The sequence below is a fragment of the Porticoccus sp. genome (assembly GCF_965660005.1).
In the GTDB taxonomy this organism is placed as follows: domain Bacteria; phylum Pseudomonadota; class Gammaproteobacteria; order Pseudomonadales; family Porticoccaceae; genus Porticoccus.
The window spans coordinates 43,587-64,400 of sequence record NZ_CBFHYF010000005.1; the positions used below are offsets into that span (position 1 = coordinate 43,587).

The window sequence follows — 20,814 nt, forward strand, 5'->3', positions numbered from 1 at the left end:
GAGACGACAACAATGAGTCCTGAAATTATTGAAGTTAAATACGCGCTCGATACATTTTATTTTCTGATCGCAGGCGCGTTCGTGATGTGGATGGCAGCAGGTTTTGCCATGTTGGAGGCCGGCCTGGTTCGCGCCAAAAACACCACTGAAATTCTCACCAAGAACGTGGCACTGTTTGCCGTTGCCTGCACCATGTACCTGTTCGTGGGTTACACCATTATGTATGGCGGCAGCGCGGGCGGTTTTCTGCCTGACGGCTGGTTCGGCAACAGTATTGCGAATGCTTCCCTCGAAGAGGTGCTGGCCAGTGATGGTGATACCTACTATTCCGGCGCGTCGGATTTCTTCTTCCAGGTGGTATTTGTCGCAACCGCGATGTCGATTGTGTCCGGTGCAGTTGCCGAGCGGATGAAGCTCTGGGCATTCCTGATCTTCGCTGTGGTCATGACGGGTGTTATCTACCCAATTCAGGGAATGTGGACCTGGGGCGGCGGTTTCCTCAGTGAAGCTGGTTACTCCGATTATGCCGGCTCCGGTATTGTTCACATGGCGGGTGCTGCCGCTGCTCTGGCGGGTGTGTTGCTGCTCGGTGCCCGCAAGGGAAAATACGGTGCCAACGGTCAGATCAATGCCATTCCGGGTGCCAACATGCCCCTGGCAACACTGGGTACCTTTATTCTGTGGATGGGTTGGTTCGGTTTCAACGGTGGTTCCGAGCTGGTCGTTTCGGATGTCAGCTCCGCCAATAACGTGGCCAGTGTCTTTGTTAACACCAATGCCTCGGCTTGCGGTGGATTGATCGCTGCCCTGTTGCTGGGCCATATCCTGTTTGGCAAGGCTGACCTCACCATGGCGCTGAACGGTGCTCTGGCCGGTCTGGTAGCCATCACGGCCGGTCCTTTGGCACCGAGTCCTGTGGTGGCAACATTGATTGGTGCCATTGGCGGTATCATCGTGGTGTTCTCCATCGTCGGGCTGGACAAGATGAAAATTGATGATCCGGTCGGGGCTATTTCGGTTCACGGCGTGGTAGGTATCTGGGGTGTGTTGGCTGTGCCGTTCACCAATGGCGAAGCCTCATGGGGCTCACAGATCTACGGCATCGTGGTGATTTTCCTGTGGGTCTTTGTGATGAGCCTGATTGTCTGGGGCATTATCAAGGTCGCTATGGGTATTCGTGTCAGTGAGCAGGCTGAGTACGAGGGTGTTGACTTGTCCGAATGTGGCATCGAAGCCTACCCCGAGTTCACCAAAAGCTGATTGTTCTTTCCTCTCCCGGGGGGGTCGGTCGCTATGGCTGACTCCCTGTTTTTATGTTTGATCTGAAAACCCTGTAATCGGGTGCAATTATCAATGGGAAGGTGTATCTTTTGCCGTCAATTGTTGTTCTCGATCAATAAAATGTACAAGGTAACTCTATGAAGCTTATTACAGCCATTGTAAAACCCTTCAAACTGGATGATGTCAGAGAGGCGCTTGCAGAGGTCGGTGTTCAGGGCATTACTGTCACTGAGGTAAAGGGATTCGGGCGTCAGAAAGGCCACACTGAACTGTATCGTGGTGCCGAATATGTGGTGGATTTTTTGCCCAAGGTGAAACTGGAAATTGCACTTGATGACAATCATGTGGATGCCGTGGTTGAGGCGATTACCAAATCTGCTCAAACGGGTAAAATTGGGGATGGCAAAATCTTTATTTCCACACTGGAAGAAGTGATCCGTATTCGCACCGGAGAAACCGGTAGCGACGCAATTTGAGACAGATGGGTGGCCGGGTTGAAAGCCCGGCAACGCATGATTTTTCAAATGCTAGCGGATTGTTCTCTGTTGAATAGAGCCGCATTGGCAAACAGTTTCGCCCTTTCCCTATCAACTCCTTTACCGTCTCAGCGGCTGATAATCAGGTCAAAGACCACCTGAATATTATCGCTGAAGGTTATTTCATCGGGCAGATAGGTTCCCGGTCGCGGGGCACTGTTGCGTACCATCATCGTCTCCATTCCGGATGCCTTCATCATGTCACCAGGGGGAGGTGTGTTGCGGTGGTAGTCGATACGCACGACAGACCCAAGTTCCGCACCGTAGGCTTTTGCCAGCGCTTCGGCTTTGCTCTTCGAGTCCGCAATGGCCAGCAGATAGGCGGCCTGTATATGTTCGGCCATTTGGCTGTTTTCGTACCGCACATTATCGATACCTTCCACCCTTTGGGCCAACGCCTGGTCCATCACTTCAGTGAGTTGCGTCATATCTTTTAATGTGACTGTGAGTTGGCGCATTGCCTCGTAACCACTGAACAGTCGATTGTTGTCCGTGTGTTCGTAGCGGGGATGAATGCGGATCGATGAGGCCACCAGGTCATCCTGCGAGATAGATAGCGCCTCAAGTCGATCGATAAAGGCATTCACCCGGTCGTCCACATCGCGCTTCGCTTCCTGGCCGGATTTTCGGGTGGCCCGAACACTCAAATCAAGGATAACAGTATCTGCCGGGACGGTGATTTCACCATAGCCATTGGTGGAAACCAGCCTTCGATCACTCTCATTATGGGCCTGGCAGGAGAGGGACAGAAACAGTAGAGGTAGTAGCAGAATATTGCGCACAATAAAACTCCGTTGGTGTGGGTGGATAAATCAGGGTTAAGAATCCTGGCTTGCAGCGGCTACCGTTAGCCAAGTGGCTTTGACTCCCGTTCATTTTTTTTGCGCGCGAGGATGAGACTGGTCATAGATCCTGGCAAGGTGCTGAAAGTCCAGGTGGGTATAAACTTGAGTGGTGGATAAATTGGCATGCCCCAGCAGTTCCTGTATGGCACGCAGGTCGCCACTGGATTCCAGCAGATGGCTCGCAAACGAGTGACGCAGCATATGGGGGTGTATCTTGCCGTCCATGCCTTGCCTGAGACCAATCAGTCTCAGACGTTCCTGAACGGCACGTGGCGAAATACGCTTGCCTTGCCGACTGACGAATATCGCTCGCGTAGGGTCGCTGGCGTGCTCATGACGCCGTGCCAGCCAGATTTTCAAGGCGTTGATGGCATGGCTTCCCATGGGCAGTTGTCGTGATTTATTCCCTTTCCCGGTCACTGTAACCAGTTGATCATTCAGGTCAATATCTTCCAGGTTCAGAGCGGTTAATTCCGATAGCCGCAGACCGGAGGAGTAGAACAGCTCCACAATGGCCAGATCCCTGCAGTCAATCCAGCTCTCCGCTGTGAAAGCCAGATAACGGGCCACCTGGTCTGTATCGAGTGTTTTCGGGAGTTTTTTGGCGGATTTTGGTGCGCTGACGGCAATCGCCGGGTTGGATTTCAGCCATTGTTGTTTGAGCGCGTAGTTAAAGAAAGTTCTCAGTGAAGCAAGCCAGCGGTTGAGGCTGCGCCCACCCAGTCCCTTGCGATGAAGAGTAGTCAGGCAGGTGCGTATATGCTGGTTGTCCAGCTGTGACAATGACAGGCTTTGTCTCTCACACCAGCCCTCCAGTTTATGCAAATCCCGAAGATAGCCCTTGATGGTGTGGGTGGAGAGTCTGCGTTCACTGCGTAAGTGCTGCTCGAATTGCTTGATTGAATCAGCGAGGACGGGCATCGTCACAGTCATCGGGCGGCTAGGGTAGCAGGCGGGGAATAATGCGATTCAGTACCTCGGCGATATAGCTGAGAAACAGTGTTCCCATGCTGCTCCGGTAATAATTGGGGTCGGCATGACCGATAGCCAGCACACCGAACACGGACCCCTGTGCCAGGGGCACAGCGGCTACTGAACCCACTTTTTCAGCCTGGTTACCAAACAGGAAAGTCAGTTCGTCGCTGCCCAGTACCCCGCAGATTGCCCGATTGGTTCGTAGTAGTGTCCCGATATGGTCGTTGGCCTGTTCAATGTTGACCATCCGCACATGGGGTTTAATTTCTGCTGACGGGTTGTCCCCAAACAAAATCATGCTGTGGAACTGGACCTGAAAGTCTGTGCTGAGACTGTTGGATGTGGCGTTGACGATGGTTTCCAGATCCCTTGCCTCCAGAAGGGTCAGGATAAGCCGCTTGGTTTTCTCGAAGAGTTTGTCATTGATCTTTGCGGAATCCAGCATGGCATTCAGCCGCTGCCGCATTTCCAGGTTGCGTTCCCGTAAAACGGATACCTGCCGTTCGATCAATGAAATGGCAGGCCCACTGTCATGCGGCAGCTCAATTACTTCTAGCAGGTCCGGATGATCTTCAAAAAAACGCGGGTTTGCTTCCAGATGGGCTTTGATCTGGGAGAGGATCAACAACTCTTTGGCATGCGGTTTTTTTTGCTCGGTACTCATAGCTTTATCCGCCCATGAAAAACGGTAGTGGCGGGCCCCGACATAATGACCGGCTGGCCTTCACCTGGCCACTCAATTTGGAGACTGCCGCCCGGCAGGTTCACAGTTACGGTCGAGTCTAGCAGTTCTTGCAAGTGGCCTGCCACTACTGCGGCACAGGCCCCCGTGCCGCAGGCCAATGTTTCCCCAACACCCCGCTCATAAACCCGCAAGTTGATTTCCTGACGGCTTAAAATCTGCATGAAACCTACGTTTACTCTCTGAGGGAACCGATAGTGGCTCTCTATGGCTGGCCCCAGAGTCTCAACCGGTGCCGTTTGCACGTCGGCCACAGTGAGTACGGCATGGGGGTTGCCCATGGATACCACACTGACGGACAGTTCTCTGCCGTTAACTGACAGCGGGTAATTAATGGCCATTGCATCGGCAACAAACGGAATATCCGCGGGGGTCAGAATCGGCACACCCATGCTCACTTCAATCAGATTGTTGGCTTTAATCCGCAGCGTGATAATGCCTGTACCAGTCTCCACCTGGAGTGTTTTTTTCCCGGTGAGGTGCCTATCCCGGACAAATTTTGCAAAACAGCGGGCACCATTGCCGCATTGCTCGACCTCGTTGCCGTCCTGGTTGAAAATCCGATAGCGAAAATCCGTATCATGGTGGCTGGGCGGTTCCGCAATCAGTATCTGATCACAGCCGATGCCAAAGTGACGATCCCCGAGCCTTCGGGCCAGTTCCGGGGTCATGGTGACAGCCTGAGAGACCCCGTCAATGACGACGAAATCATTGCCCAGCCCGTGCATTTTGGTAAAACGTAACAGCATAGCAGAGTTGTCTTCTATTGAAGGTTTTTCCTCAGGGCCACTTGAGGTCGTTGCATATTCAGACAGGCAGCAGTGCCTCTCCGCGAATCAGATCTTCGATCGTTTCCCGCTGCCGGACTTGATAGGCCTGCTCGCCATCCACCATGACTTCTGCAGCACGGCCTCGGCTGTTGTAGTTTGAGCTCATCGTAAATCCATAAGCTCCGGCCGAATGGATGCACAGCAAGTCATCCTGCTCAAGCACCAGCAAGCGGTTTTTCCCCAGGAAGTCCCCGGTTTCACATACCGGGCCGACAATATCCCAGTGCCGTGGTGTACCGGCATGGGGTGATGCCGATTCTATGGCCATCCATGCCTGATAAAGTGCCGGTCGAATCATATCGTTCATGGCTGCATCGACAATGGCAAAGTTTTTATTTTCTCCCGGCTTCAGGTATTCGACCCGTGTTAGGAGTACGCCGGCGTTTGCCGCGATCGATCGACCGGGTTCGAGCACCAGTGTCACCGGCAATTGGTCGAGCTTCTGCCGAATAGCGGCGATGTATTCCGATGGGTGAGGCGGCTGCTCGTTCTGGTAGCACACGCCGAGGCCGCCTCCCAGATCCAGATGTTCCAGTTCGATACCATTGGCAGCCAGCTGCTCGACCAGTGTCAGTAGCCGATCCAGTGCATCAATAAAAGGTGCGATTTCGGTCAGTTGGGAGCCGATGTGGCAGTCGATACCGGTAATACTTAAATGGGGCATTTTGCTGGCGATCAGATAGATAGCCAGTGCCTGGTCGATATCAATACCAAACTTGTTGTCGCGCAGCCCTGTGGAAATATAGGGATGGGTTTTTGCATCCACATCAGGGTTGACCCGCAGGGAGATATTCGCTTTTTTGCCGGATTCGCCTGCCACCCGGTTGAGTACTGTAAGCTCGGCTTCAGATTCAACGTTGAAGCAGTGGATGCCGACTTGCAACGCCCGGGCCATCTCCGAGTGCTGTTTGCCCACGCCGGAAAAAATGACTTTCTCGGGATCCCCGCCCGCTGCCAGAACACGCTCCAGTTCGCCAACCGAGACAATATCGAATCCTGCTCCCAGCCTCGCCAGTACATTCAATACCGCCAGGTTGGAATTGGCTTTGACCGCATAACAAATCAGGTGACGTCTATCGGCCAGTGCGTTCTGGTAGGCCATAAACTGTTCAGTTAGGGCCGCCCGGCTATAGACATAGGTGGGGGTGCCAAAGCGCTTGGCAATAACGTCCAGTGCGACGCCCTCGGCACACAACTTGCCGTCTCGGTAATCAAAATATTTCATGGCTCAACCGCAACCGTTAGTCAATTATTCATCGGTGTCGGAGGGTTGGGTTTGCCCCTCTTCTGCGGGTTGGGTTTCGTCCTGTTCAACCGGGGTTTGTTGCACCGGTTCGGGCGGGAGGTATAGCGGACCTTTGTTGCCGCAGGCGGACAAGCCAATAAAAGACGCGCTGAGCAATATCAGTGCAAAAAAACGTTGCATGTGGGGAAGCCTGTATTCTGATTCCGGGAATACCTGCGAGTATAGCGGCTGTCACCCTAAACACTCAATCGCGTATACTCTTTGATATGTTCACTGAAGCCTGTATGAGTGCCACAATATGACTGATGTTGAGTTCGCCCAACGGGCAGACGAGCTGATGCTCTCGGTTGAAGATGCTATTGAAGAGAGTGGCCTTGATATCGATTATGAGCGCGCTGGTGGTGTGTTGACACTGACCATCGAGGCTGAGCATTCCAAAGTGATTATTTCCCGGCAACCGGTGATGTTCCAGATATGGCTGGCGGCCAAATCCGGTGGCTATCATTTGGATTACCATGATCAAACCTGGCGCTGCACCACCACAGGTGAAACTTTTGAAGCGCTGCTTAACCGAGTTTGCCGGGAACAGGGCGCGGGAGAACAGGGAATTTTTGATTGCTCAAATGGCTAGTCAAGGTGGTTCCGGTTAGGGAAAAGCTGATAGCTTTTACGGAACGGAGCCTTTATTCTTTGTGCTCTCCCGGTTAGCCCCCGCTGCATTTACATGAATTGGTTTTTGGCTCTATGACGTATTGCGTTTCGATAAGATTGAATGAAGGACTGGTTTTCTGTTCTGATTCACGTACCAATGCCGGCCCGGACAGGGTCAGTACCTACAGCAAGCTGCACCGCTTTTCCATCCACGGCGATCGCCAGATGATGATGATGTCTGCCGGTAACCTGGCCACCAGTCAGGCCGTGATGGCCCAGATTGAGCGGGATCTCAAAGAGGATGCCGAATTTAATTTGCGCAAGGCCTGCTATCTGTCCGAGGTGGCTGATTATATCGGTGAACTGAGCGTCAGGGAGCAAAGCAAATACAAGCAGAACGGGATGAAGGCCGGTTTCAACGCCGAGGCAACCTTTATTCTGGGTGGACAAATCAAGGGAGTGGATACCGAGCTTTACATGATATACCCCGAGGGCAACCACATTACCTCCTCGGAACAGTATCCGTTTTTGCAGATTGGTGAAACCAAATACGGCAAACCGATACTGGACCGGATTGTCCGTCCCGAAACACCCCATGAGACGGCCATGCGCTGTGCCCTGGTGTCACTGGATTCAACGATGCGCAGTAATGTCACCGTGGGGCCACCCATCGAGCTGCTTTACTACGAGGCAGATAGCCTGAGCAATCCAAACAAGTATTATAAGTTTGAGGAAAATGATCCCTACTTGGTCATGTTGCGGCAGAGCTGGGATGAAAATATCCGCAAGGCGTTTAGTGAATTGCCATCGTTGAGCCAAGTGTTTGGAGCTGACTTATAACCTGGTCAACAAATACCAGCTTGGTTTCTACCTGGTGGTTGATGATAAAAGGATAGGCATCCTGCCGACCGACACTCCGGTTGAGTTCGTTCAGAGTAATACTCAGCTGTCGCCAGATATCAATTCGGGTTTGCATATCCATGGCGGAAGGCCCGTGATTGATCACCCCGTGAGCCGCCGCCGTTTCCAATGCATCATAGACGTGCAAGTAATGCCCCCAGCTTTCGGCCCAGTCTTCTGATGGGTGGGAGCTGGCATAACTGCTGATGAAGTGATCGGCCCAATCCGGCGCTGGTCCCTGTGCGTAGTAGTCATCCAGCGCGCTGCGGTAATCCCGGCGTTCATCACCAAAAACATTTCTGAATGCCTGTTTCATGGTGTTGTCGGGATTCAGTCTTGACCAGTAATAATGGCCTGATTCATGGCGCAGGTGCCCAAGTACGGTGCGATAGGCTTCCTTCATTTCGGCTTTGACGGTCACTCGGGCGATATCGTCTGCCTCCATCACGTTGATCGTAATGACCCCGCCAAGATAGCCGGTGGTGACAAAGGTTTCCGCAAAAAGTGGCTGTGTACGGCCATCCTCAATAAAATCCAGGAGCAGGCCCCGCTGGGGATCTGACCAACCATTTTCGAGGGGCAATCCCAGCTGCATCAAGGTGAAGATCAGGCGTTTTTTGCCCTGTTCCAGGCGGAACCAGCGAGCCTTGTTTTCAGGCTGGCTCTGATTGGGGATGGTGCGGTTGAATTGACAAGCGAGACAAAGTGGGTGGTCACTTTCTTTGGAGCACAGCCAATTGCAGACGCCAAATTCTGTTTTGTTGCTACAGAAGCGGAACAACCGTTGGTCGCTGGCCTCGAATAAGTGGTCATGTACAGCGGTCAGTGACCGCATGTCCATATTGCCTGGGTCAAAACCCAGATCGGTTTTGCAGTACAGGCACTGGCGACTTTCAAAAAAAACCTGATTACCGCAGTGGCAGAAAAATTTCTTCATGATTGCATGGGCAAAAACCAGGCTTTATTGATGGCATCATCAAGTTGGTTGAGTGATATTTGCAGCTGATCGATAAATTGGTGCAGTTGCTCCAGGGTCATACTTTCCGCATCAAACCGGGTCAGTTTTCGCCGTGCCGATTCCACTATCTGAATCGCATCGCTATTGTTGCTCAGTGGCTGGAGTTCTTCAAGGATTCCGGTCAGGCAAAAGAAGACGGTACGGGGGAGTCTGGACTCCTTGAAAATAAAGTTGATGACAGCATTCGGCCCCACCAGTGGACCGATTTTTTGACGGTAGGCACTCATCGCCGAGAGGGACTTCAGCATGCTGCCCCAAAGCAAGGGGTCGATCGCCTGGTTGGCGCCAGCACCGACGTCGATGATGCGACTGCTCATGTCCGCGCGCTCCAGCAGATGCCCCAGTTTTATAAAACGGTGGGAGTGTTCCCGGTAAAGCGTGGTCATCAGCAGGCCGTTGATCATCTGGCAGCGCGAAATAATCTGTTCCAGAAACTCATAGCGGTGACGCCGGCCAATCGACTTTTCTGCCGTCTCCTGCGTGTAAATAAACAGTTCGTTGACATGCTCCCAGGTTTCTTCCGGCAGAGCATCGCGGGTCGTGCGAACATTTTCCCGGGCCGCCTTTACCGAGCGGCTGATACTGGAATAGTTTTCCTGGTCCGCAATCAGAAAGCGGAGGACATTCTGTTCATTAAAAGCGCGAAACTGCTTTGTATAAACCGGCTCTGCGTCCAGTATTTGTATTAATATTTCCCAGCCAACCTGGGTATCACGAGGCAGGTCCATTATCAGGTGGGTGTAGGCATTGGTTACTCTGGCGGTATTCTCGGCGCGCTCCAGATAGCGGGCCATCCAGTAGAGTCGTTCGGCAACACGGGATAGCATGGTCATCAGTGTCCCTCCACAATCCAGGTATCTTTGCTGCCGCCACCCTGGGAGGAGTTCACCACGAGAGAGCCCTTTACCATCGCAACTCTTGTTAATCCCCCAGGCGTTACCCAGGTATCTTTGCCCTGCAGAATAAAAGGACGCAGATCCAGGTGGCGCGGTTCCACAGTGTGGTCGATATAAGTCGGCGCAGTCGACAATGACAGAGTGGGCTGAGCAATATAGTTGCGGGGATTGTTCTCGATCAGAGAGGCAAACTCCCTGCGTGTCTGGGCGCTGGCATGGGGGCCAACCATGATGCCGTAGCCTCCGGATTCATTGGCGGGCTTGACCACCAGTTTGTCGAGATTTGCCAACACATACTCGCGATCTTTTTCAATCATGCAAAGGTAGGTTTTTACGCTATCGATCAGGGGCTCCTGTCTGAGGTAATAGCGGATCATGTCGGGGACATAGGCATAGATAACCTTGTCATCGGCCACGCCGCTTCCCGGGGCGTTGGCAATGGCAATATTGCCTGCCTTCCAGGCTCGCATGATGCCGGGAACCCCCAGCATGGAGTCCTCACGAAAGGCCTCGGGATCAATGAAATCTTCATCTATGCGTCGATAGACCACGTCCACCATGACGGGTCCATCAACGGTGCGCATATAGACACAGTCGTCGTCACCGGTGTGCAGATCGCTGCCTTCCACCAGTTCAGCGCCCATGCTCTGGGCAAGAAATGCATGTTCAAAATAGGCTGAGTTATAGATGCCAGGTGTCAAAACTACAATGCATGGCTTGCCCGTTTGGCGAGGAGAGAGCGAAGCGAGGGTTTGATAGAGCCTGGACGGATAGTCATCGACTGGCTGGATGCTGTAGTTTTCAAAGAGTTCTGGCAAAACCCGTTTGGTGATTTCCCTGTTTTCGAGCATATAGGATACCCCGGAGGGCACCCGCAGGTTGTCTTCCAGTACATAAAACTTTCCGTTGCTGTTGCGCACCAAATCGGAGCCGCAGATATGAGCCCATGCGCCATAACGAGGCGAAACGCCGGCGCACTGGGGTTTGTAATTGGAAGACTCCAATACAATTTCTGCCGGAACCAATTTGTCGGCGAGGATTTTCTGCCGGTTATAAATATCGTCAATAAAGCAGTTGAGGGCCCGGGTTCGCTGTTGTAAGCCAAGACTGACTTTTGACCACTCTTTTGCAGTGATGGCACGGGGGATGATGTCAAATGGCCAGTTTCGGTCAATGTTGCCGCCCTCTGTGTAAACAGTAAAGGAGATGCCCATATCCCTGATTGCCAACTCTGCGGCAGAGCGGCGTTCATTAATCTCCTCTTCCGGCAGGCTCTGCAGAAATTTGATGATGCCCCGTGCGGCAACTCTTGGATTTCCCGAGCTGGACAGTAGCTCGTCATAAAACAAGCTGGAGTTATAGCTTTGCCAGGTTTTATTCATAAATTGTCACGCACCTCCTGTTGTGGCGGATCAGCCATCCCGAAAGCGGCCCAATTAATGACAAGTTAGCAATCGCTATGCCAACAACCGCCACTGGAGAGAACAGGCAGTAACCCTGTCCCGAAAAACGGTTGTCGGGCCCACCTTGATCAGGGTAGGCCACACTGTTGTGCTTGTGTCGCGCATCCGCCTCTGGTTAGGCTCGATCGCTGAGCTGCCTGGTTGCAAACTTGACGGCACGTTTTACCTGTTCGGGCGCTGTGCCGCCAATGTGGTTTCTGACGGCGACGGAGCCTTCTAGCGTCAATACCTCGAAAATATCTGCTTCAATAACGTTTGAGAATTGCTGCAGTTCTTCCAGTGTCATATCCGAGAGATCCTTATTTACGGCAATGCCAAATGCCACAGACTTACCGACAATTTCATGGGAGTCACGAAAGGGTATCCCCTTGCGAACCAGATAGTCGGCAAGATCGGTGGCAGTTGAAAAGCCACGTCTTGCAGCTTCACGCATGGCCTCCTTTTTCGGTTGAATGGCGGGAATCATGTCGGCAAAAGCCCGCAGGCAATCCTTGACGGTATCGACGCTGTCAAACAGCGGTTCCTTGTCTTCCTGATTATCCTTATTGTAGGCCAGTGGTTGGGATTTCATCAGGGTCAACAGCGCAACCAGGTGGCCGTTAACCCGGCCCGTTTTACCCCGGACCAGTTCGGGAACATCGGGGTTTTTTTTCTGCGGCATGATGGAGGAGCCCGTGCAGAAACGATCCGGCAACTCAATAAAATTGAACTGCGCGGAGGTCCACAGAATCAATTCTTCGGAAGCGCGGGACAGGTGTGTGAGCAAAATACTCGCAAACGCACAAAATTCGATGGCGAAGTCCCTGTCGCTTACGGAGTCCAGTGAGTTGCGGGTAGGACCGTCAAAGCCCAGTAATTCTGCGGTCATTTGACGATCAATGGGATAGGTGGTTCCTGCCAGGGCCGCGGCACCCAGCGGCGACTGATTGAGGCGTTTTCTGCAATCGAGCAATCGGCCGTAATCGCGTTCCAGCATTTCAAACCAAGCCATCAGATGGTGCCCGAATGTCACCGGCTGCGCTGTCTGCAAGTGGGTAAATCCCGGCATGATGGTGTCTGCCTGTGCTTGTGCCAGCTCCAGAATGCCCTGTTGCAGCCGAGTCAATTCCACGCCGATTGCGTCAATTTCATGTCTTAACCAGAGTCTGATATCCGTGGCCACCTGATCATTTCTCGAGCGTCCGGTATGGAGTTTTTTGCCCGTAATGCCGATCTGTGAAGTGAGCGCTGCCTCCACATTCATATGGACATCTTCCAGTGCCAGGCTCCACTCAAATGTACCGTTTTCAATATCAGTCAAAATCTCTGTCAAGCCAGTCTTGATTGAGTCAAGCTCACTTTCATCGAGCACCCCGATGCTGGTCAACATGGTGGCGTGGGCAATGGAACCCTGAATATCCTGTGGCGCAAGTCGCTGGTCGAAGTTGACAGAGGCTGTAAACCTGGCTACGAATTCATCTGTGGCCTCATTGAAGCGGCCGCCCCAGGATAGATTGGTGTCTTTTGAGTTGCTCATCGGTAAACTGAACCTTTATAACTTGTCGGACCACAGATAAAGTGCTGCGGGTGCGGGAAAAGCCTGATTATAGCAAAGCCGAGTCAAACAGGATGGGTGGATGTTAATGGGAATCATGGAGCGGTGGAAAGTGAGCAAACCCAGGCCTGCCCAGTTATTTCTTCGGGAGGGGGACACTTTTCTGCCGAATTTTTGCCGCGGCCAGGGGTTGTTGGCGGTGATTGTTATATCGGAACTGCTGGCGTTGTTGATCAGTGTTGCCGACAGTGGGCTGCAAAATTTCGACTGGGTCAAGTTGGCCAGGGTTTCCTTGCTCTCCCTGTGGATAGCCCTGCTCAGTGCGGTCGTGCTCTGTTTCGTCAATCGACTGCTGTCCGGTGTCCGGCTGGTGACCGCAGCAACCCTCTCTTTTCTGCTGATTCTGATCGTCACCCTGTTTTGTGGCGCAGTATCCGAAGGCATTATGTGGTGGTATTCAGCGCCTTTGGCAGAGCGCACTTACAATATCTGGAACATTGCCGAGTATTTGCTTCTGGCTGCGATTCCTGCCGGCATTCTGCTTCGCTACCTGTACCTTCAACAGCAGTTGCGGTTGTGCCAGCGGGCTGAACTGGAGGCGCGGATTCAGGCATTGCAATCGAGAATCCGTCCGCATTTTCTGTTTAACAGCATGAATATGATTGCCAGTCTGATCGGTTCCGATCCGGAAAAAGCTGAGCGCGTCGTCGAGGACATGTCAGACCTTTTCTGCTATGCCCTGACAGATGCACAAACACTGGTTCCTTTGCGCGAGGAGCTATCTCTCTGCCGCCGTTACATGGCTCTGGAAAAACTGCGACTGGGCGATCGGCTTTCGGCGCGATGGGAAATTGGCGATTATGGGGAAGGGGTGCATATTCCCTGCCTGATCCTTCAGCCCGTTCTGGAGAATGCAATTTACCACGGTATTCAACTGTTGCAGGAGGGGGGTGAAATTACCATTTCAGTCCGGCGAATCCAGGATCGGATTGAGATTGTGGTATCGAACCCTTTGCATCGTGCGCTCCAGCAGCACCGGGGTAATAAAATGGCATTGCAGAACGTCCGACAACGCCTGCAGGCACACTTTGGTTCAGGGGCGAGAGTCACTGCGGAACCCAGTGAAAGTTGCTATATTACCCGCATTAGCTACCCAGTTGGATGGTAGGGCTGTCGATGAGAGTATTGATCGTTGATGATGAACCGCTCGCGCGTGACCGTCTGAAGAGAATGTTGTCGGCGATCGGCAGTTGCATGATTGTCGGTGAAGCGGGCAGTGGTGAGCAGGCCCTCAAGGTAGCCGAGGAATTTGGACCGGATCTGGTGTTCATGGATGTGCGGATGCCTGGGATGGATGGCCTTGCAGCTGCCCAGTACCTGTCGGATTTTGAGCCACCACCGGCGGTTATTTTCTGCACAGCCTATGATGATTACGCCGTCGAGGCTTTTTCCTCTCAGGCTATCGGTTATCTGCTCAAACCGATCAAACAGGTGGACTTGGAAAACGCCATTCTGCGCACCAAGCGAATCAACAAAGCACAACTAAGCGAGTTGCAGGATGCGCCCATTTTTCAGACCGGTGGCAGGAGCCATATTGCCGCCAAAAATCGCAGAGGTATCGACCTGGTTGCCATTGCGGATGTGCGGTTGTTTCAGGCAGATCATAAATATGTCACGGCTTATCACACCCAGGGCGAAGCGCTCCTCGACGAAACGTTGAAAGAGCTTGAGGATGAGTTCGAGAACCGTTTTTTCCGCATCCATCGCAATGCCCTGATTTCAATCCCGCATATTGAAGGTCTGGAGCGCAATATTGATGGCCAGTTCTTTGCCCGTCTTCAGGGTATGGATATACGTCCACAGGTCAGCAGACGCCATGTGGCCCCATTGCGAAAATTGCTTGAGCAGATGTAACGCGTCAACTGTATGTGTTCGAAGTTGCCTTGTCCGCTGGCAGAGATCCGGATTCAATCTGTTATGATGCGCCGTTTGCAGTAAATGGTCGTTACTAACATGTCAAAACATCTCCGTATTGCAACCCGTAAGAGCCCCCTGGCGCTCTGGCAGGCAGAATATGTCAAGGATCGTCTGCTGGCGCTCCATTCGGATCTTGCAGTGAGCTTGGTAACCTTTACCACGAAAGGCGACAGAATACTGGATGTGCCATTGGCCAAGGTCGGCGGCAAAGGCCTGTTTGTCAAAGAGCTGGAAGTGGCCATGCTTGAGGGGCGGGCAGATATCGCGGTGCACTCGATGAAAGATGTGCCCATGGCGTTTCCCGATGGTTTGGGGCTCAGTGTTATCTGTGAGCGAGAGGATCCCACCGATGCTTTTGTGTCGAATCATTATGCACGGCTGGAAGACATGCCGCCCGGGGCCCGGGTGGGCACGTCGAGTCTGCGTCGTCAGACCCAGCTTCGGGAAGCATTCCCCGAGTTGTTGGTCGGTGATCTCCGGGGCAATGTCCAGACCCGCCTCGGCAAGCTGGATAGTGGTGAATTCGATGCGATTTTGCTGGCGACGGCCGGGCTGATACGTCTAAAAATGGAAGCGCGAATCACCCTCCGATTAGCGCCGGAACAGTGTTTGCCAGCGGGTGGGCAGGGAGCTGTAGGCATTGAAAGTCGTCTTGGCGATGACTGGATTCAGACCTTGCTGAAGCCGTTGCATGATGAGGCTACAGCGGAGTGTGTCATGGCAGAGCGAGCCATGAACCGGCGCCTGGAAGGTGGCTGCCAGGTGCCGATTGCCTGCTATGCCATTCATCGTGGAGAGGAACAAATCTGGCTGAGGGGCCTGGTCGGTTCCCCCGATGGAACCCGTATCATCCGTGATGAAATCAGCGGCAGTGTAAACGCTGCCGAAGCGCTGGGTGTGGAGTTGGCAGAGCGTCTGTTGCAGCGGGGAGCCGGTGTCATCCTCCGAGAAGTCTACAAAGATCAGATGTGATGACCCGATTGAGTGTATTGCTGGTAAGGCCAGTCCAGGAGCAGGATGAACTTGTGAAACTGCTGGAGCAAGCAGGGACGCAGGTGTATCGCTGTCCGGTAATGGATATTGAACCTGTATTGTCCCCGGAGGCAAAATCCAGAGTCCTGGATTTTGATCACTACCAGATAGCGATATTTGTAAGTCGTGTTGCAGCTCGTCTGGGGATGGACTGGTTGGAAAATTACTGGCCAGAGCTGCCAATGGGCATCCGTTATTATGCGGTGGGCAAAGCCACAGCAGCAGCGCTTGCGGAACGGGGCGTTCACGCCGAATTGCCCCGGGCGGGGTTCAACAGTGAAGCGCTTCTGGCTATGCCTTCTCTTCGATCTATTGCCGGTCAGAAAGCACTGATTTTTGCCGGCCAGGGAGGACGGACGCTGTTGGCCCAAGAGCTGCAAAGGCGGGGTGCGAAAGTAGATCGGTGTGAGTTATACCGTCGTTGTGCAATCGGAGAGCATGCAGTGAAGATTGCGAGCTTGCTGGCACAGAGCAAGCTGGATTTGGTAGCCGCGCATAGTGGTGAGCTGGTGCATAATCTGCTTGCAGTGGTTCCACAAGCACTCCATGAAACACTCCATCGGCTGCCTATCATTGTGCCGGGTGAGCGGGTTGCGACAATTGCGACAGACCTCTCGTTTAGTCAGGTTTTAAAAGCGCCATCCGCGGCGCCTGAGGACATGGTTTCGACTATCCTTGAGTGGTACAGTAATAAAAAAATCTAGATCTGGGTTGCAGATGGCAGTTAACTGCATCGTCGGCGCTGAAGCCGAAACCAATGGTAAAATTATCTGAAATCACCATCGCCAGGAATCGAGTCAGTGGATAATGACAAGCAGCTAGATGACACCAACCCGCAAGTAAACCCGAAAAAAACCATAAACCCTCAGACTGCGCAGGCAGATGATCCTGTGATGGTGTCTGACGGTGTCTCCACAGAGTCCTCTAACCCACCCGGGTCAGGGGAAGCGGCTGGTAGCTCGCAAAAGTCCGGGCAATCCCAATCCCTCAGGCCAATGCTGTTCTTTCTGATTATCCTGCTGTTGTTCACTATTGCCGCAGGTATGGCTGGTGGCTGGTGGCTCTACTCTCAGCAACAGCGGCAGCCGGTTATTCAAGACGATCTCGCTGCTCTCCACGTGGAGGTTAGACGTCTGCAACAGGCGCTGGTCGAAGAACACCGTTTGCGAAGTGACCTTGTGGCGGATTTAAGCCAGGCTGACAGGGAGCTGGCGCTCAAAATGAATCATCAAGCCAGTCGGATTGAGGCGATATCGACACCTTCCAGAAAAGACTGGCAATTGGCTGAGGCTGAATACCTCCTCAGGCTGGGCAATCAGCGTCTGCTGACAGAACGGGACAGTTATAGCGCACTGGCTTTGCTACAGTCCGCGGACAGCATTCTTCGAGATCTGGATGAAGTCGAGTTGCTGCCTGTTCGTGAAGTCTTGGCAAAGAATATAGTCGCTCTCAAGTCGGCGCCTATGACGGATACGGATGGACTGTATCTCGAATTAAAAGCGCTTGCCGGGCAGGTAGATGAACTGCCGATGCTGGCACCTCGGATACCGCACTTATCCGGGCAACTCAGGTCAGCTGATTCTGTCGCCGACCAGTCCGGCATGTGGTACGACCCGTTAGTCAGCATCTTTCACAGTACCTTGAATATCGTCGCCGAGGTTGTTCGCATCAGGCATCGCGAGGAGGTGATAGAGCCGATGTTATCTCCCCAGCAGGAACAGTTGATCCGTCTGCGGCTGGCGACGTTAATGGAGCTGGCCCAGCTGGCCATGTTGCGAGAACAACAGGTTGTTTATGACGGAAGTCTTGCACTAGTCCAACAGTTGCTGGCGGATTATTTTCAACTCAATGAAGAGCAGTCCACGGTTTTGGTGGAGCAGTTAAGTGAGTTGCAACAGCGATCTGTAGTTCAACCCCGTACGGATATTTCTGCAGGGCTCAATGCACTGCGCGATTACATCGACAGTTGGCAGCAACGTCATGATCTGGATTCCCAGAGAGGTCAGCAACGGTGAGAAAATTGCTGTTGTTTATTGTATTGATTGCCCTGCTGGGTGGAGTCGCTGCCTGGCAAATGCTGGAAACCAGTGGTTATGTACTGATAGCCGTTGGCAACTACACCATCGAAATGAGCTTGTGGGCGCTACTGTTTTTACTGTTGGTGGTGTGGTTTCTGCTCAGGGCGGGAAGCTATTTTTTTCGCTTGCTGGTGGAGCCTGGCCGAAATCTTATCCGCCAGGGTATTTCTGCCAGACAACGGCGTTTTCGTGCACGAACCGCAAAAGGGCTGTTGCAGTTTATTGAAGGGCGCTGGGATTTGGCCCGGCGTAATCTCAAACGAGCTGCACGATACTCCGATATGCCGCTCATCAATTATCTGGCAGCAGCAAATGCGGCGCACGAACTCGGCGACCGTCTGGATGTCAACCGACTACTTTTAAAAGCAGAGGAAGCCGGTCCTGGTGGTGAGTTGGCTGTTGGGTTGGTTCAGGCAAGAATGCATCTCCATAGCGAGCAGTACGAAGAGGCACTGGCAATTCTGCAACGCCTTTACGCTCGTGAACCTGACCATGCTCTTGTACTGCGTTTGTTGCAGCAGGCCTATCTTGGACTAAGTGATTGGTCGAGCCTTGAGAAACTGTTGCCGGACCTGAAGCGTTACCGCGTGTTCGATGACCGTACGCTGGGCCGGATTGAAGTGGATATTTACGCGGCGCTCCTGGCGGGAATCTCCCCTCAAGCTGAGCTTGCCGGGTCGGCAAGCCTGGTAAAGCTATGGCAGGAGATGCCCCGTCATGTGCGTTCAAATCCATTCATACTGGATACCTATATCAACGGCTTGTTTCAGTTGGGCGATCATGTGCGAGTGGAGGAATTGCTGCGAAAAACACTCAAGTCCAGATGGGATGAGAAATTGGTGAGATTGTTCGGTATGGTCGATAGCGGTGATGCACATCGACAACTATTGATCGCTGAGCGCTGGTTGCGTGAGCGTCCCAATGACGCTGTGTTGATGCTCACCTTGGGAAGACTCTGTCTTCGCAATCAACTTTGGGGTAAAGCGCGTGACTACCTGGAGAGCTCTTTGTCACTGAAAGCCAATTCTGAGACCTATGCCGAACTTGCCGGTTTGATGTCAAGGCTGGGTGAACATGAAAAAAGCGCACGTTATTACCAGCAGGGGCTGTCTTTTATCACAGGTGTAGACTAGCGGGAGTTCATGGCAGAGTGACTCACAGTAAAAAGGCGCCCATGCGAGGCACCTTTTTACTGTGACGGGTAAGTCATAATGAATTAAAGTCTGGGACCCGCATTCAGGACATTATCAGCGACGTCAAAACGTTTGATATTTTCAATAAAGAGTCCGGCGAGTTTGGCAGCCTGTTCGTCGTAGGCAGTCTTGTCTTCCCAGGTTTCTCTGGGGTTGAGATAGCGGCTATCAACCCCTGGAACCGTGACGGGAATATCCAGGTTTATCAGTGGCAGTCTGATGGTTTCCACGTTCTCGAGGTCGCCATTCTGGATGGCGGCAATGATCCCCCGTGTTACAGGGATCGGGAACCTGGAGCCAGTGCCACCAGGAGCCCCGGAGCCCGCTGTCCACCCGGTATTGACCAGATAGACACGACTATCGAAATCGTCGATACGTTTCATCAACAATTCGGCATATACGTTAGCTGGTCTGGGCATGAATGGGGCCCCGAAACAGGTGGAGAAAGTCGGCTGGATGCCGGCACTACCACCGACTTCCGTGGAGCCGACTCTGGCGGTATAGCCGCTGAGGAAGTGATAGGCCGCGGCTTCCTTCGAAAGAATGGATACTGGTGGCAGAACGCCGGATACGTCGCAGGTCAGAAAGATGACATTTTTCGGTTCGCCGGCACGATTTTCCAGGCAACGCATCTCAACATGCTTCAGCGGATAGCTGCAGCGACCATTTTCTGAAAGGCTGGTGTCATCGTAATCGGCAGTGCGGCTGCTATTGACCACCACATTTTCAACAATCGCGCCAAAGCGAATCGCGTCCCAGATGACCGGTTCATTCTTCTGGCTCAGACTGATGGTCTTGGCGTAGCAGCCACCTTCCATATTGAATACGGAGCCTTTCGCCCAGCCGTGCTCATCGTCGCCGATGAGGTAGCGGTTTGGGTCGGCTGAGAGGGTTGTTTTACCCGTACCCGACAGGCCAAAAAACAGGCAGACATCACCGCTCGCACCGACGTTTGCAGCACAGTGCATCGGCATGACATCTTTTTCAGGCAGCAGGAAATTTTGTACCGAAAACATGGCTTTTTTCATTTCGCCAGCATATTTCAGCCCTGCAATCAGCACCTTGCGCTGAGCGACATTGATAATACCCACGGCATCACTGTTGGTGCCGTCCCGGGCTGGATCACAGACAAAGTTGGCGGCATGGAGGATTTTCCATTGTTCTTTGCCAGAGGGGTTGTATTTTTCCGGACGAATAAACATGTTACGACCGAACAGACTGTGCCAGGCAGTTTCGGTGGTGACCTTGACGGGTAGATAGTGTTCCGAATCCTGGCCCACGTGCAAGTGAGATACAAAGCGATCGCGATCCGCCAGATGGGTTTCCACGCGGTCCCACAGTGCATTGAATGCATCTTGAGAAAAGGGACGGTTCACGGGGCCCCAGTTGATATCATCCCGGCTGCTGGGTTCATCTACAATGAAGCGGTCCGCCGGTGAGCGGCCGGTTCGGTTGCCGGTGACAGAGAGAAAGGCACCCGTATCAGTCAGGTGTCCTTCACCGCGCTGGAGGGCTAGTTCAATCAGCTCGGCGGAGCAAAGATCGGTGTACACATTCACCGCAGAATCTTCGATTTGCGTCATCAGTAATATCGTCCTGTAGGGGTTTCCGGTCAGG

General features: G+C 52.9%; 21 protein-coding genes. 10 read left to right on the forward strand and 11 right to left on the reverse strand.

Translation table 11 applies throughout. The annotated features are described in order from the left end of the window. Positions 1-12 precede the first annotated feature (12 nt). Positions 13-1,260, forward strand: coding sequence for an ammonium transporter (locus ACTF5G_RS02495; RefSeq protein WP_438951243.1), 1,248 nt, complete (start codon positions 13-15; stop codon positions 1,258-1,260). A gap of 158 nt (positions 1,261-1,418) precedes the next feature. Further along, positions 1,419-1,757, forward strand: a complete 339-nt coding sequence (gene glnK / locus ACTF5G_RS02500; RefSeq protein WP_438951244.1) for a P-II family nitrogen regulator — start codon at positions 1,419-1,421, stop codon at positions 1,755-1,757. Positions 1,758-1,885: 128 nt separating this feature from the next. Here glnK and ACTF5G_RS02505 read toward each other — a convergent pair whose 3' ends face one another. The 6 genes from ACTF5G_RS02505 to lptM all read right to left on the reverse strand — a co-directional run bounded on the left by ACTF5G_RS02505 (position 1,886) and on the right by lptM (position 6,635). Further along, the gene (locus ACTF5G_RS02505; protein ID WP_438951245.1) at positions 1,886-2,599 is read right to left on the reverse strand and encodes an SIMPL domain-containing protein; all 714 of its coding nucleotides are present in this window, start codon (positions 2,597-2,599) and stop codon (positions 1,886-1,888) included. A gap of 90 nt (positions 2,600-2,689) precedes the next feature. Next, entirely contained in the window at positions 2,690-3,583 is an 894-nt protein-coding gene (gene xerC, locus ACTF5G_RS02510) for a tyrosine recombinase XerC (RefSeq protein ID WP_438951246.1), read from the reverse strand. Positions 3,584-3,602: 19 nt separating this feature from the next. Then, positions 3,603-4,301 (reverse strand): DUF484 family protein, encoded by a 699-nt coding sequence (locus tag ACTF5G_RS02515; RefSeq protein ID WP_438951247.1) that lies wholly within the window; start codon positions 4,299-4,301, stop codon positions 3,603-3,605. Beyond that, positions 4,298-5,128, reverse strand: a complete 831-nt coding sequence (gene dapF, locus ACTF5G_RS02520; RefSeq protein ID WP_438951248.1) for a diaminopimelate epimerase — start codon at positions 5,126-5,128, stop codon at positions 4,298-4,300. The genes ACTF5G_RS02515 and dapF overlap by 4 nt, the downstream gene beginning before the upstream one ends. A 58-nt stretch (positions 5,129-5,186) precedes the next feature. After that, positions 5,187-6,434 (reverse strand): diaminopimelate decarboxylase, encoded by a 1,248-nt coding sequence (gene lysA / locus ACTF5G_RS02525; RefSeq protein ID WP_438951249.1) that lies wholly within the window; start codon positions 6,432-6,434, stop codon positions 5,187-5,189. Positions 6,435-6,458: 24 nt separating this feature from the next. Then, positions 6,459-6,635, reverse strand: a complete 177-nt coding sequence (gene lptM, locus ACTF5G_RS02530) for an LPS translocon maturation chaperone LptM (protein WP_438951250.1) — start codon at positions 6,633-6,635, stop codon at positions 6,459-6,461. A gap of 118 nt (positions 6,636-6,753) precedes the next feature. Here lptM and cyaY point away from each other — a divergent pair, with 118 nt between their 5' ends. Together cyaY and ACTF5G_RS02540 are read left to right on the forward strand one after the other, a co-directional pair. Next, positions 6,754-7,086 (forward strand): iron donor protein CyaY, encoded by a 333-nt coding sequence (gene cyaY / locus ACTF5G_RS02535; RefSeq protein WP_438951251.1) that lies wholly within the window; start codon positions 6,754-6,756, stop codon positions 7,084-7,086. A 113-nt stretch (positions 7,087-7,199) separates the two neighbouring features. Continuing rightward, a complete protein-coding gene (locus tag ACTF5G_RS02540) occupies positions 7,200-7,946 on the forward strand; it encodes a peptidase (RefSeq protein WP_438951252.1) in 747 nt (248 codons plus the stop codon). Here the strand turns inward: ACTF5G_RS02540 and ACTF5G_RS02545 are convergent. The 4 genes from ACTF5G_RS02545 to argH all read right to left on the reverse strand — a co-directional run bounded on the left by ACTF5G_RS02545 (position 7,900) and on the right by argH (position 12,899). Next, positions 7,900-8,943 (reverse strand): zinc-binding metallopeptidase family protein, encoded by a 1,044-nt coding sequence (locus tag ACTF5G_RS02545; RefSeq protein ID WP_438951253.1) that lies wholly within the window; start codon positions 8,941-8,943, stop codon positions 7,900-7,902. The genes ACTF5G_RS02540 and ACTF5G_RS02545 overlap by 47 nt on opposite strands. Further along, positions 8,940-9,857, reverse strand: coding sequence for an alpha-E domain-containing protein (locus tag ACTF5G_RS02550; protein WP_438951254.1), 918 nt, complete (start codon positions 9,855-9,857; stop codon positions 8,940-8,942). The genes ACTF5G_RS02545 and ACTF5G_RS02550 overlap by 4 nt, the downstream gene beginning before the upstream one ends. Further along, positions 9,857-11,302 carry a circularly permuted type 2 ATP-grasp protein gene (locus tag ACTF5G_RS02555; protein ID WP_438951255.1) on the reverse strand — a complete coding sequence of 482 codons (1,446 nt, stop codon included), beginning with the start codon at positions 11,300-11,302 and terminating at the stop codon, positions 9,857-9,859. Before ACTF5G_RS02555 ends, ACTF5G_RS02550 begins: the two co-directional genes overlap by 1 nt. 196 nt (positions 11,303-11,498) lie before the next feature. Beyond that, positions 11,499-12,899: an argininosuccinate lyase gene (argH, locus tag ACTF5G_RS02560; RefSeq protein ID WP_438951256.1), complete on the reverse strand. Its 1,401-nt coding sequence runs from the start codon at positions 12,897-12,899 to the stop codon at positions 11,499-11,501. 100 nt (positions 12,900-12,999) lie between these two features. On the opposite strand from argH, the gene ACTF5G_RS02565 reads away from it, so the two are divergent. The 6 genes from ACTF5G_RS02565 (at position 13,000) to ACTF5G_RS02590 (ending at position 19,137) form a co-directional block, all read left to right on the forward strand. Then, complete coding sequence (locus tag ACTF5G_RS02565; protein ID WP_438951257.1) at positions 13,000-14,085, forward strand: sensor histidine kinase; 1,086 nt, start codon at positions 13,000-13,002, stop codon at positions 14,083-14,085. An 8-nt stretch (positions 14,086-14,093) separates the two neighbouring features. Beyond that, positions 14,094-14,831: a LytR/AlgR family response regulator transcription factor gene (locus tag ACTF5G_RS02570; RefSeq protein ID WP_438951258.1), complete on the forward strand. Its 738-nt coding sequence runs from the start codon at positions 14,094-14,096 to the stop codon at positions 14,829-14,831. Positions 14,832-14,930: 99 nt separating this feature from the next. Then, positions 14,931-15,866, forward strand: a complete 936-nt coding sequence (gene hemC, locus ACTF5G_RS02575) for a hydroxymethylbilane synthase (RefSeq protein ID WP_438951259.1) — start codon at positions 14,931-14,933, stop codon at positions 15,864-15,866. Next, on the forward strand, positions 15,866-16,630 hold the full coding sequence (locus ACTF5G_RS02580; RefSeq protein WP_438951260.1) for a uroporphyrinogen-III synthase: 765 nt from the start codon (positions 15,866-15,868) through the stop codon (positions 16,628-16,630). Before hemC ends, ACTF5G_RS02580 begins: the two co-directional genes overlap by 1 nt. Before the next feature lie 96 nt (positions 16,631-16,726). After that, a complete protein-coding gene (locus ACTF5G_RS02585; RefSeq protein WP_438951261.1) occupies positions 16,727-17,941 on the forward strand; it encodes a uroporphyrinogen-III C-methyltransferase in 1,215 nt (404 codons plus the stop codon). Continuing rightward, positions 17,938-19,137: a heme biosynthesis HemY N-terminal domain-containing protein gene (locus ACTF5G_RS02590; RefSeq protein ID WP_438951262.1), complete on the forward strand. Its 1,200-nt coding sequence runs from the start codon at positions 17,938-17,940 to the stop codon at positions 19,135-19,137. The genes ACTF5G_RS02585 and ACTF5G_RS02590 overlap by 4 nt, the downstream gene beginning before the upstream one ends. A gap of 83 nt (positions 19,138-19,220) precedes the next feature. On the opposite strand, the gene ACTF5G_RS02595 is transcribed toward ACTF5G_RS02590, so the two are convergent. Next, positions 19,221-20,780 (reverse strand): phosphoenolpyruvate carboxykinase, encoded by a 1,560-nt coding sequence (locus ACTF5G_RS02595; protein WP_438951263.1) that lies wholly within the window; start codon positions 20,778-20,780, stop codon positions 19,221-19,223. Positions 20,781-20,814: the final 34 nt, after the last annotated feature.